The sequence below is a fragment of the Corynebacterium lehmanniae genome, assembly GCF_043161975.1.
Classification (GTDB): Bacteria; Actinomycetota; Actinomycetes; order Mycobacteriales; family Mycobacteriaceae; genus Corynebacterium; species Corynebacterium lehmanniae.
The window spans coordinates 1668372-1680435 of record NZ_CP170998.1 but is presented as its reverse complement, the minus strand read 5'-3'; the positions used below and the strand labels follow the sequence as shown (position 1 = coordinate 1680435).

Annotated in this window: 12 protein-coding genes; 9 read left to right on the top strand and 3 right to left on the bottom strand. The window is 66.9% G+C overall.

Annotated elements, in window-relative coordinates:
* The first annotated feature begins 44 nt into the window (after positions 1–44).
* The 3 genes from ACF3NP_RS08070 (at position 45) to groL (ending at position 2574) form a co-directional block, all read left to right on the top strand.
* Positions 45–506 carry a hypothetical protein gene (locus ACF3NP_RS08070; RefSeq protein ID WP_181889849.1) on the top strand — a complete coding sequence of 154 codons (462 nt, stop codon included), beginning with the start codon at positions 45–47 and terminating at the stop codon, positions 504–506.
* A gap of 155 nt (positions 507–661) precedes the next feature.
* Entirely contained in the window at positions 662–961 is a 300-nt protein-coding gene (gene groES, locus ACF3NP_RS08065) for a co-chaperone GroES (RefSeq protein ID WP_038609785.1), read from the top strand.
* A 5-nt stretch (positions 962–966) separates the two neighbouring features.
* Positions 967–2574: a chaperonin GroEL gene (gene groL / locus ACF3NP_RS08060; protein ID WP_181889850.1), complete on the top strand. Its 1608-nt coding sequence runs from the start codon at positions 967–969 to the stop codon at positions 2572–2574.
* A gap of 70 nt (positions 2575–2644) precedes the next feature.
* On the opposite strand, the gene ACF3NP_RS08055 is transcribed toward groL, so the two are convergent.
* Positions 2645–2956, bottom strand: a complete 312-nt coding sequence (locus ACF3NP_RS08055; protein WP_070473359.1) for a WhiB family transcriptional regulator — start codon at positions 2954–2956, stop codon at positions 2645–2647.
* Between the two features lie 276 nt (positions 2957–3232).
* Here ACF3NP_RS08055 and ACF3NP_RS08050 point away from each other — a divergent pair, with 276 nt between their 5' ends.
* Both ACF3NP_RS08050 and ACF3NP_RS08045 read left to right on the top strand, forming a co-directional pair.
* The gene (locus ACF3NP_RS08050) at positions 3233–3808 is read left to right on the top strand and encodes a sigma-70 family RNA polymerase sigma factor (protein WP_338026649.1); all 576 of its coding nucleotides are present in this window, start codon (positions 3233–3235) and stop codon (positions 3806–3808) included.
* Entirely contained in the window at positions 3805–4755 is a 951-nt protein-coding gene (locus ACF3NP_RS08045; protein WP_181889852.1) for a hypothetical protein, read from the top strand. The genes ACF3NP_RS08050 and ACF3NP_RS08045 overlap by 4 nt, the downstream gene beginning before the upstream one ends.
* Here the strand turns inward: ACF3NP_RS08045 and ACF3NP_RS08040 are convergent.
* The gene (locus ACF3NP_RS08040) at positions 4752–5108 is read right to left on the bottom strand and encodes a DUF5319 domain-containing protein (RefSeq protein WP_181890050.1); all 357 of its coding nucleotides are present in this window, start codon (positions 5106–5108) and stop codon (positions 4752–4754) included. The genes ACF3NP_RS08045 and ACF3NP_RS08040 overlap by 4 nt on opposite strands.
* A 150-nt stretch (positions 5109–5258) precedes the next feature.
* Between ACF3NP_RS08040 and guaB the strand changes: the two genes are divergently transcribed.
* From guaB to guaA, 4 genes are all read left to right on the top strand, one after another.
* Entirely contained in the window at positions 5259–6782 is a 1524-nt protein-coding gene (guaB, locus tag ACF3NP_RS08035; protein WP_181889853.1) for an IMP dehydrogenase, read from the top strand.
* A gap of 9 nt (positions 6783–6791) precedes the next feature.
* Positions 6792–7946 carry a GuaB3 family IMP dehydrogenase-related protein gene (locus tag ACF3NP_RS08030; protein WP_392398621.1) on the top strand — a complete coding sequence of 385 codons (1155 nt, stop codon included), beginning with the start codon at positions 6792–6794 and terminating at the stop codon, positions 7944–7946.
* Between the two features lie 20 nt (positions 7947–7966).
* Positions 7967–9259, top strand: a complete 1293-nt coding sequence (locus tag ACF3NP_RS08025) for a PAS domain-containing protein (protein WP_181889855.1) — start codon at positions 7967–7969, stop codon at positions 9257–9259.
* Positions 9260–9434: 175 nt separating this feature from the next.
* Positions 9435–10988, top strand: a complete 1554-nt coding sequence (gene guaA, locus ACF3NP_RS08020) for a glutamine-hydrolyzing GMP synthase (RefSeq protein ID WP_338026650.1) — start codon at positions 9435–9437, stop codon at positions 10986–10988.
* 9 nt (positions 10989–10997) lie between these two features.
* Here guaA and ACF3NP_RS08015 read toward each other — a convergent pair whose 3' ends face one another.
* Entirely contained in the window at positions 10998–12050 is a 1053-nt protein-coding gene (locus ACF3NP_RS08015) for a PspC domain-containing protein (RefSeq protein WP_181889857.1), read from the bottom strand.
* Positions 12051–12064 lie beyond the last annotated feature (14 nt).

Below are 12064 nucleotides of genomic sequence, written 5' to 3'. Positions count from 1 at the left end.
ATACGCTTGGGGCCTGCACGTCTTGTTCGACGAAAGGAATACCCGTGTCCGCTGAAACTACCGAGCAATTCGACCAGGGCCAGGCCGACCGCGAGCGGTTCGGGTTCCTGGTCAACCCGGATCTGACCTACCGCCGCATCGTGTTCGACGAGGACACCGCGCGCGAGACCCTCGGCGGCATCACCGGCGAAGCCGTCGATGTCGCCTTCGACCAGGAAGGCAACCGCTTCCACGCGATCTTCCGCCCGGACGCGGCCCAGCTGGGCCAGGAGCCGAACCCGGTGGCGTCGCTGGCACGCAACACCGCGGAGACGGACAACCCGGAGTTCCTCACCGACCCCACCCGCGCGATCTCCGGTCCGGTGATCTTCACCGCGCGCGACGGGGAGAGCGTGGACGAGCGCACCATCGGCAAGGTGCTGCAGGCGATTCGCGCGGTGGAGAACTACCGCACGGACAACGCCGAAGAGTACGAGCTTTGGCGAAACGCGGTGCTCAACCGCTAGATCGCACTTACGCACGGCCTGTGGTTGTTGGCTGGCACTCTCGGGGGTAGAGTGCCAAAGCAGGTTGTGTGAAGCACAGTTGTTCACCCGCGACGACGGCTGCGCCTCTTCAGACCTGAACTGTTGAATCATTCACCAATGAAAGGTTGCTGATCATGGCAAACGTCAACATCAAGCCGCTGGAGGACAAGGTCCTCGTCCAGATCGCCGAGGCTGAGACCACCACCGCGTCCGGCCTGGTTATCCCGGATTCCGCCGCGGAGAAGCCGCAGGAAGCCGTCGTCATCGCTGTCGGCCCGGGCCGCCTGGACGATAACGGCAACCGTGTCGCCGTGGACGTCAAGGAGGGCGACACCGTCGTCTTCTCCAAGTACGGCGGCACCGAGCTGAAGTACGGCGGCGAGGAGTACCTGCTGCTGTCCGCCCGTGACCTGCTGGCCGTCGTCGAGAAGTAAGCGCCATGGCAAAACTCATCGCATTTGATCAGGAGGCCCGCGAGGGCATCCAGCGCGGCGTGGACACGCTCGCCGACGCGGTGAAGGTCACCCTCGGCCCCCGCGGCCGCAACGTCGTGCTGTCCAAGTCCTGGGGCGGGCCGACCGTCACCAACGACGGCGTGACCATCGCCCGCGACATCGACCTCGAGGACCCGTTTGAAAACCTCGGTGCGCAGCTGGTGAAGTCCGTCGCAGTCAAGACGAACGACATTGCCGGCGACGGCACCACCACCGCAACGCTTCTGGCTCAGGCGCTCGTCGCCGAGGGCCTGCGCAACGTCGCGGCCGGCGCGAACCCGATCGAGCTGAACAAGGGCATCAAGGCCGCCGCCGAGAAGGTCGTCGAGGAGCTCAAGGCCCGCGCGACCGAGGTGCAGTCTTCCGCCGAGATCGCGAACGTGGCCACCGTGTCCTCGCGCGACCCGGAGGTCGGCGAGATGGTCGCCGGCGCCATGGACAAGGTGGGCAAGGACGGTGTGCTCACCGTCGAGGAGTCCCAGTCCATCGACTCGTACGTGGATCTCACCGAGGGCATCTCCTTTGACAAGGGCTTCCTCTCGCCGTACTTCATGACGGACCCGGACGCCGGCCAGGCAGTGCTGGAAAACGCCCGCGTGCTGCTGGTGCGCGGCAAGATCTCCTCCCTGCCGGACTTCCTGCCGCTTTTGGAGCAGGCCGCTTCCGAGTCCGTGCCGCTGTTCGTGGTGGCAGAGGACATCGAGGGCGAGGCGCTGCAGGCGCTGGTGGTCAACTCCATCCGCAAGATCCTCAAGGTCGTCGCAGTGAAGTCGCCGTACTTCGGCGAGCGCCGCAAGGCGTTTATGGACGACCTCGCGGTGGTCACCGCCGCGACCGTGATCGACCCGGAGGTCGGCGTCAACCTCAAGGACGCCACCCTGGACCACCTCGGTTCCGCCCGCCGCGTGACGGTGACGAAGGACGACACCGTCATCGTCGACGGCGCCGGCACCGCTGAGGCAGTGGAGGACCGCCGCAACCAGATCCGCCGCGAGATCGAGTCCACCGACTCGACCTGGGACAAGGAGAAGGCGGAAGAGCGCCTGGCCAAGCTGTCCGGCGGTGTGGCCGTGCTGCGCGTCGGCGCTGCCACCGAGACCGAGCAGAACGAGCGCAAGCTGCGCGTCGAGGACGCCATCAACGCCGCCCGCGCGGCGGCGGACGAGGGCATCATCGCCGGCGGCGGCTCCGCGTTGGTGCAGATTGCCAAGCAGCTCGAGACCTTCGCCGAGGGCTTCGAGGCCGAGCAGAAGACCGGCGTGCTGGCCGTGGCCCGCGCCCTGTCCAAGCCGGCGTTTTGGATTGCCGACAACGCGGGCCTCGACGGCGCCGTTGTGGTGTCCAAGGTCGCCGAGATGCAAAACGGCGAGGGCTTCAACGCCGCCACGCTCGAGTACGGCAACCTCATCGAGCAGGGCATCATCGACCCGGTGAAGGTCACCCACAGCGCGGTGGTCAACGCCGCGTCGGTGGCGCGCATGGTGCTCACCACGGAAGCGTCTGTGGTGACTAAGCCCGCTGAGGAAGACGAGCACGAGGGCCACGCGCACTAGTCGCGCATCAGCCGAAGGTTCGTCGATAAGCAAAAACGCCCCGAAATCGGGGCGTTTTTCGTATTCCGGGCTACTTGGCGGAAGCCGCGGCGACCTTCATGCCGCCGGCGGTGCCGCGCAGGATGGCGGAGCGCTCGGATTCGCTCATGCCGCCCCAGATGCCGTACGGCTCAGCCACACGCAGCGCGTGCTCGCGGCACTGGGAGAGCACCGGGCACTCGAAGCAGATGGCCTTCGCGCGGTTTTCGCGCTGCGTGCGCGCCCGGCCGCGCTCCCCGTCGGGGTGGTAGAAGATTTCGGAGGCCTCCCCCCGGCACTTGCTGTGTAGCTGCCAATCCCAGAAGTCTGCGTTGGGTCCGGGAAGCTGATGCGGCAAAGACATAATCGGGAGTGCTCCTTTGTGGAAGTACCTCAAACGTGTAACCGGCAACGAGTGTGGACTGCTCTGGTTAACGTTTGGTTTCGTCCCGGTTACAGACTGCTGTCGCGCAGTCGAACCGCGCGAAAATACCCCTGTCTTACTGCGTTAACGCTCCTGGTTACGGGCAGGTGAATTCCTGGCAAAAGCTCGGTAGCGTAAACAAAATGGCAAGTGCGTCTATTATGTACGGGTTACGCGAGTCCGGAGCGGGCTGACAGATATAGGGAGGAGATGCGCGTGGCTGCAAGCGATGAAGACGCAGAACTCGCTGGCTTGGTCCCCGCCGCTGCGCAGGGCGACCGGCGGGCGCTGCAGCGCATCATCTCCATCATCCACCCGCGCGTGCTGCGCTACGCCAGGGCGCGCATCGGGGGAGGGCGGATGCCTACCCCCGAAGATGTGGCCCAGGAGATCTGCCTCGCGGTGGCGACGAGCATTGACCGCTACAACGACACCGGGCGGCCGTTCATGGCGTTCGTGTACGGCATCGCGTTTAACAAGGTCGCAGACGCGCACCGTGTGATGGCGCGCGACAAGCTGAGCCCGGTGGAGGAGGTGCCCGACACCGAAATGGCGACAATCACACCGGAGGACGCCGCGATGGTGTCGTCGGGGAGTAACGCTGTGCGGGCTTTGCTCGATTCATTAAACGAGAAGGCCCGCGACATCGTTATTCTGCGAGTGTTTGTGGGGCTGTCCGCGGAGGAGACGGCTGAAGTCATGGGCAGCACACCAGGTGCAGTGCGTGTTGCCCAGCACCGTGCGCTGTCCAAACTGCGGAAGCAACTGGACGGAGGGCAGGCGGAGTTATGACACGGCAGGACGATCATTTTGAGGAGTTCGCGAACAGCGACGCGTTCATTGAGGCGCTCATGCTTGGCGACGATCCTTCGGTAGGCAACGACCCCCTCGCCGCCGCCCTGCTGGAGCTGAAGGGCGATGTCGACCGGCCGATGCCGCCGGCGCCACAGCTGTACGTGGAGGATTCCCAGTCCGTCGGCAACGTCGCCTCGCTGGACGAGAAGCGCGCCGAGAAGGCGAAGCGCCGCGTCAGCCCGTGGCTGTCCGGCTTGATCGGCGCCGCCGCGGCGACCGTGGTGTGCGTCGGCACCGGCGCCGCCCTGTTCGAAGACGGCGCGCAAGGCGAAGACACCACGATGGTGGAGCTGGCCACCACCCTCGACGAGCTTGAGGCGGCCAACGAAAGCGGCGATGCCGCTGCCGCCCGCGACCTGCTGGAGCAGGCGCGCGGCCTGGTGGCCACGATGAAGGAGCGCGAGCGGCGCGCGGCCAAGGACGGCGCGGCCGCGACGGTGACAGAGACGGTCACGGAGGCGACCACGGTGCCGGCGGAGGACACCTCCACCGAGCAGCCGACTCCGGAGCAGGCCCCGGCTGTCCCGGCGCCGCCGGCGCAGCAGCAGCCGCCGCAGTCCTCGCAGGATCCGGCGCAGCGCGGGCCGGGTGCAGGCAATGGCTCAGGCTCCGGTGCGGGCGCCCGCCAGCCCTCGCAGTCCACCCAGCCGACGCCGTCGAGCACGCAGCCGAGCGCGACTTCCGGCATCACGGCGCCGACGCAGGGCACAACCGGTGGGTCCTTGGCGGAGGGCACCGCCTCGGAACAGGAGCACCCGTCGCTGCGGGTCAACGACCCGGCGACGATGGTGAATCCGCCCGCTGAGTTCGGCGCGGGCAACAGTGTCTCCGGCGGCGCAGAGGGCGGCCCGATCGTCCACCCGCCGGTGGGCAGCAGCTCCTAGCGCCCCTCTAAGCCGTCCAGGTAGCCCATGGCGTAATCCCAGGGCACGTAGGCCTCGATGTTGGGGTTCGCGCTCGGCTCATGCACCGGGGGCAGCTGGTTGTTCAGCGAGGCGATCATGTTTTGCTCCATGATCTCCCAGTCGTAGTAGTGGACTTGGTCGCAGTCCTCGCAGAGGAACGACACCCCGAGGATTCCGCGGGGTTTCAGCATGCGCTTCGCGTCGCGCACATGCGAGAGATCCTGGATGACTGCGACGCGTTCGGCGGGCGACAGCGGCTCGGCGTGCTCTTCGTCCTCGATGAAGGATGCCGGGTCGTTGGGGTCGTCCGCGAACGGGTCCAATGGCATCATGTCGTCGTAGTTCACCCGTCTAACCCTATACGGTGTGGCAAACCGGCTCGATCCCCCGCTCGCAGGAGCGCTGAACTGGGTGGCACGGTCGGGGTTTGCGGGGCGTTATATCATGGCGAAAAACATCCGCGCGGGAGAGGAGACTAAGCGATGGCGAACGAGCGTGTGTGGACTGGTGGGGACGATCCGGACAAGGTTGCGCTTCGCGGCCTGACCTTCGACGATGTGCTGCTGCTGCCGGCGGAATCCCACATCGTCCCGTCCGAGGTGAGCACCGCCTCCCAGTTCACCAAGAACATCCGGTTGGGCATGCCGATCGCCTCCGCCGCGATGGACACGGTCACCGAGTCCCGCATGGCGATCGCGATGGCGCGCCAGGGCGGCATCGGCGTGATTCACCGCAACCTGAGCGCCCAGGACCAGGCGGAGCACGTCGACATTGTGAAGCGCTCCGAGTCCGGCATGGTGTCCAACCCGGTAACCGCAACCCCGGACATGACGCTTGAGGACGTGGACGCGCTCTGCGCCCGCTTCCGCATCTCCGGCCTGCCGGTGGTTGACGACGGCGGCCGCCTTGTCGGCATCATCACCAACCGCGACATGCGCTTCGAGGCTGACTTCAAGCGCAAGGTCGCCGAGGTCATGACCCCGATGCCGCTCGTGGTCGCACCGGAGGGCGTCGATAAGCAAGAAGCGCTCGCGCTGCTGTCCGCGAACAAGGTGGAGAAGCTGCCGATCGTGGCTGCCGACGGCACCCTGGCCGGCCTGATCACCGTGAAGGACTTTGTGAAAAGCGAGCAGTACCCGAACGCGTCCAAGGACGCGGACGGCCGCCTGCTCGTCGCCGCTGGCGTGGGCACCGGCGAGGACGCCTTCGACCGCGCCGGCCTGCTGGTGGAAGCCGGCGTGGACGCGCTCGTGGTGGACTCCGCGCACGCGCACAACAACCGCGTGCTGGAGATGGTCTCGCGCGTGAAGAAGGAATTCGGCGACCGCGTCGACGTCGTCGGCGGCAACCTGGCCACCCGCAGCGCGGCGAAGGCCATGATCGACGCGGGCGCAGACGCGATCAAGGTGGGCATCGGCCCGGGCTCCATTTGCACCACCCGCGTGGTGGCCGGTGTGGGCGCGCCGCAGATCACCTCGATCCTCGAGGCATCCGTCCCGGCGAAGGCCGCAGGCGTGCCGATCATCGCTGACGGCGGCATGCAGTTCTCCGGCGACGTGGCCAAGGCGCTGGCCGCAGGTGCGTCGACAGTCATGCTCGGCTCCATGCTCGCCGGCACCGCAGAGGCCCCGGGCGAAATCGTGGTCGTGGGCGGCAAGCAGTACAAGCGCTACCGCGGCATGGGCTCCATGGGCGCGATGCAGGGCCGCGGCCTGACCGGCGAGAAGCGCTCCTTCTCCAAGGACCGCTACTTCCAGGCGGACGTGACCAGCGAGGACAAGCTAGTGCCGGAGGGCATTGAGGGCCGCGTGCCGTTCCGCGGCGAGCTGGACTCCATCACCCACCAGATCGTCGGCGGCTTGCGCGCCGCCATGGGCTACACGGGCGCGGCCTCCATTGAGGAGCTGCAGACGAAGCAGTTCGTCCAGATCACCGCCGCCGGCCTGCGCGAGTCGCACCCGCACGACATCACGCAGACCGTCGAAGCGCCGAACTACCGCCAGTAGGGGAGAGACATGCGCGACTACGTGGAAATCGGCCTCGGCCGCGAGGCCCGCAGGGCGTACGACTTGGGCGACCTTTCGATCGTGCCGAAGCGCCGCACCCGTTCTTCCAAGGACGTGGACACGAGCTGGCACATCGATGCCTACACCTTCGACATCCCGCTCGTTTCCCACCCGACCGACGCGTTGGCCAGCCCCGAGTTCATCATCGAGATGGGCAAGCAGGGTGGCCTCGGCGTGATCGACGCTGAGGGGCTGTGGGGCCGCCACGCCGACTTTGAGGCCGCGGTGAAGAAGGTCGTGGAATCCTGCGAGGACGCCTGGGGCATCGACTCGGAGGAGAAGTACCAGGAGTACCTCGACTCCGGGGAGCGCTCCGTGCGCACGCTGCAGGAACTGCACGCCGCCGAGCTCGACCGCGACCTGCTCACCGAGCGCATCGCCCAGGTGCGCGACTCCGGCGTGACTGTTGCAGTGCGCGTGAGCCCGCAGAACGCGCGCGAGCTCGCGCCGGTGGTCATCGCCGCGGGTGCGGAGATCCTGTTCATCCAGGGGTCCATCGTCTCTGCCGAGCACGTGCAGCAGGGCGGCGAGCCGCTGAACCTGAAAGAGTTCGTCGGCTCGCTCGACGTGCCGGTGATCGCGGGCGGGGTGTTCGACTACTCCACGGCAACCCACCTGATGCGCTCCGGTGTGGCCGGTGTGATTGTGGGCTCGGGCCACGCCGACACGGTGGTCAATGTCCCCATGGCTACGGCGATCGCTGACGTGGCGGCGGCACGCCGCGACTACCTGGACGAGACCGGCGGGCGCTATGTGCACGTGCTGGCGGACACCGCCCTGTGGGAACCTGGTGCCGTCGCCCTTGCTATTGCGTGTGGCGCTGATGCGGTCATGCTCGGCCGCAACTTGGCGCAGTCGTCCGAAGCTGCGGCTGGCGGCGTGTACTGGGAGGCGCAGGCGGCGCACCCGCGATTCCCGCGCGGCGACGTGAGCAAGGACGCCACCGCGGGCAGGGGCGTGCCGTTGGAGACGGTGCTCTTCGGCCCGTCCAGCGACCAGTGGGGCGGCCTGAACATCGTCGGAGGTCTGAAGAGAATCATGGCAAAGTGTGGTTATACTGATGTGAAAGCTTTTCAGAAAGCCGATCTGGCAATCCGTAGTTGAGAAATTGGATGAGTACGCCCATGTCTAGCCGTGTAACCATTCTTCGCGACGCACCAGAGGGTGCCTCGCACGAAGTCGATGTCAACGACATCTTCTTCTCGGTCACCGACGCGAAGGGTGTGATGACGCATGTCAACGACGTGTTCATCAAGTACGCCCAGTACGACGCGGACGAGATGATCGGCAAGCCGCACAACCTCATCCGCAACGATGAGATGCCGGGCGGCGCCTTCAAGCTCATGTGGGACACTATCGAGGACGGCCGCCCCTTCGCCGCGTACGTGCGCAACAGCGCCAAGAGCGGTTCGGCGTACGACGTGCTCGCCACCGTGACCCCGCTGCCCAACGGCGGCTACCTGTCTGTGCGTACCCGTCCGATGACGGAGCGCTTCGAAGCGGCAGGCAAGCTGTACCAGGAGGCGAACCTGGTCGAGCACGAGGCGAAGGCCAACGGCGTGGGCCGCCGCGAGCGCGCCGTCAAGGGCGCGGAGAAGATCGGCGAGCTGCTGCCGGACTACGACGCGTTCATCCGCGCCGCCCTGCCTGCCGAGGTGCAGGCGCTCGAGGATGCCGGATTCACCCTGCCGGAAGGCTCTGGCGACGTCTACGACGCGGCCCACGCGCTGTACAGCGAGCTGGACCAGTTCATGTCCGTCCAGACCGCCATCCAGGACGCGGCCGACGAGCTGCGAAAGGCTTCCGCCACCCTGGTGGAGGAAAACGCCGTCACCAACAACGTGAAGGCGGAGATGGAAAACGTGGTCACCGAGGGCGCTTCGCGCACCCTGCTGCTCGCTCCGCTGCAGGTGTGGGCGACCATGCGTGGCATCATCGACGAAAACGCCGCCACGCTGGAAGAGGTGGCCGAGGAGCTCTACGCCAAGACCGCGAACGCGCGCATGGCGATCGCCCTGGCCCGTCTGCACACCGCGCAGACCGCGCAGTTCTCCACCGAGGCCGGCGCGGATGAGTCCATGCGCCTGCTTGTGGACGCGCTCGAGGTTGACGTTCGCGAGATGGACGACGCGGTGTTCCTGCACTCGTCCTTCCGTCGCCGCGTGGAGCTGAAGGTCAACTCCATTTCCGAGCTGACCAAGATCCCGCTGGAGATGATCCGCCGCTGGTCCCAGAACACCAACGAGTCCACCATGGGCGCCGAAGTGATGCCGCTGGTGGAGCAGGTCAACAAGGCTATGGAGGCAGCGGATAATTCCATCGCCCAGCTGCAGCAGGCTTCCGAGAAGCTCGCGCAGGCGCCGTCCACCGACGAGGTGCGCGCCGCCCTGGAGCGCCTCAGCTCGGCTGTAAAGTAGCGCTTTTCGCGCGAGTCGCGCGGGTGGTGCCATTCCGGCGCCACCCGCACGGCTTTCCTTTGTCCTCGACCACGCCGGCGCGGGGGCACGCAAGGTCATGCTGGTCATTCTGGGGTTTTCCCGGACGCTGCACAAGCAGTTGGGTCTCGCGCGCGATCGACTACGATCTAGGCCTGTGAATACTCCGCAAGCCCGCCCAGTCCTTGTCCTCGATTTCGGCGCGCAGTACGCGCAGCTGATCGCCCGCCGTGTGCGCGAGGCGAACGTGTTCTCCGAGGTGGTTCCATCCACCATCACCGCCGCTGAAGTCCGCGAGAAAAACCCACAAGCCCTGATTCTCTCCGGCGGCCCGTCGTCGGTGTACGAAGAAGGCGCGCCGCAGCTCGACCAAGAGATCTTCGAGCTGGGTCTGCCAATCTTCGGCATCTGCTACGGCTTCCAGATCATGACCCGCGCGCTCGGCGGCGAGGTGGCCAAGACCGGTGCGCGCGAGTACGGCCGCACGCAGATGCGTGTCGACGGCGGCGTGCTCCACGCAGGCCTCGAGCCCGAGCACGCCGTGTGGATGTCCCACGGCGACTCCGTGACGCAGGCACCGGAAGGCTTCGAGGTCACCGCCTCCACTCCGGGCGCGCCCGTGGCCGCGTTCGAGGACACCTCCCGCAAGCTCGCCGGCGTGCAGTACCACCCGGAGGTCATGCACTCCCCGCACGGCCAGGAGGTGCTCACCCGCTTCCTCACCGAGATTGCTGGCCTGGAGCAGAACTGGACCGCCTCCAACATCGCCGAGCAGCTCATCGCGGACGTGCGCGAACAGGTCGGCGAGGGCCGTGCGATCTGCGCCCTGTCCGGCGGCGTGGACTCCGCCGTCGCGGGGGCACTCGTGCAGCGCGCCATCGGCGACCGGCTGACCTGCGTGTTCGTGGACCACGGCCTGCTGCGCCAGGGTGAGCGCGAGCAGGTGGAGACCGACTTCGTGGCCGCCACCGGCGCGAAGCTGGTCACCGTGGACGAGCGCAAGGCGTTTTTGGACAAGCTCGCCGGCGTGACCGAGCCGGAGGCGAAGCGCAAGGCCATCGGCGCGGAGTTCATCCGCTCCTTCGAACGCGCTGTTGCCGGTGTGCTGGAGGGTCAGCAGGTGGACTACCTGGTCCAGGGCACCCTGTACCCGGACGTGGTGGAGTCCGGCGGCGGCACCGGCACCGCCAACATCAAGAGCCACCACAACGTCGGCGGCCTGCCGGACGATGTCGAGTTCGAGCTCGTCGAGCCGCTGCGCCTGCTGTTCAAGGACGAGGTCCGCGCCGTCGGCCGCGAGCTGGGCCTGCCCGAGGAGATTGTGAACCGCCAGCCGTTCCCGGGCCCGGGCCTGGGCATCCGCATCATCGGCGAGGTCACCGAGGAGCGCCTGGAGACGCTACGCGCCGCCGACGCCATCGCCCGCGAGGAGCTGACCAAGGCCGGTATGGACGATGAGATCTGGCAGTGCCCGGTCGTGCTGCTCGCCGACGTGCGCTCCGTGGGCGTGCAGGGCGACGGCCGCACCTACGGCCACCCGATCGTGCTGCGCCCGGTCGCCTCCGAGGACGCGATGACCGCGGACTGGGTGCGCATCCCGTACGAGACCCTGGAGGTCATCTCCACCCGCATCACCAACGAGGTCGCCGACATCAACCGCGTGGTGCTGGACGTGACCTCCAAGCCGCCGGCCACCATCGAGTGGGAGTAAGTCCCGGACTCACTCCTCGTAGTACGCGGACACGGACCCGATACGCTCTGTCACGTTGATCGTGAGTAGCGCGCTGTCCTTGTCCGCGTTTTGCGTTTCTTCGGGGCAGGCGGTCTCGCCGATGGTGACTTGACAGTTCACGTCGACGGGGACGTTGTTGGGCAGGATCACTTCCACCTTGCCGATGGTGTTGCTGACTTCGACGGTTTTCGGCTCGCGCAGCGGCTCGAGCTCGGAGAGGTCAAGGTAGGTCTCGCCGACGAAGCCGTTGACGCCCGGTTGGTCTGGCAGGGTGTCGACGTCGTACACGGTGATGTGCGCGCTGCCGAAGCGCCCGTAGTCGCCGTCGCGAACGTCGCTGTAAAACGCAAGCGCCACGAGAGAGGCCGCTGAGAGACCCAAGGCGACCGGGATCCAGAACCAGTTGCGTTTTTTGGACTGCTGCGGCGCCGGTTCGCTCGGCTCCGGCAGGTGCCACAGCTCCGGCGCCGCGCCGAGCGGGTCCCAGGCGGGCGGGCGCTGGCCGGGGTGTTCGTGTCCTTCGGGCACCGTCAGGTGAGAGGTGTCCACAGCGGGGCGGTTGCTTGTCCGTGCCTCCTCCGGCTCGCCCACCAGCAACCCAGCCGGCGGCTCGGGCTGGCGCTGGTGCAGGAAGTACCAGCCGGCGGCGAAGAGGATGAACGTGACCAGCACCGCCCGCAGATCGCCTGCGACGGAAATGGACGGTAAAAACAGGAACAGCCCGAGCAGCAGCCACCAGCCGGTGTCGCGATCCTTCATCTCCGCTGCGGTCAGCTGCTCTTTCGGAGTGATGATCGCGGCCCACGGGCTGCGGGTCAGCCCGAAGCGGGGCATGTTGATCCAGCACAGCAGGTAGAGGAAGATGCCGCCGCCGAACGCGAGCGAGAGCGCGACGAAAACTACGCGGACAAACGTGGGGTCGATGTGGAAGCGGGCGCCGATGCCTTCGCAGACGCCGCCGATGACGGCCTTGCCGCCCTGGTTCTCCGGGATGCGGGGCGGGCGGGTGTCCCACATCTGTGTGAGTGTGTTGTTCTCCATAGCTCTATCCTCCC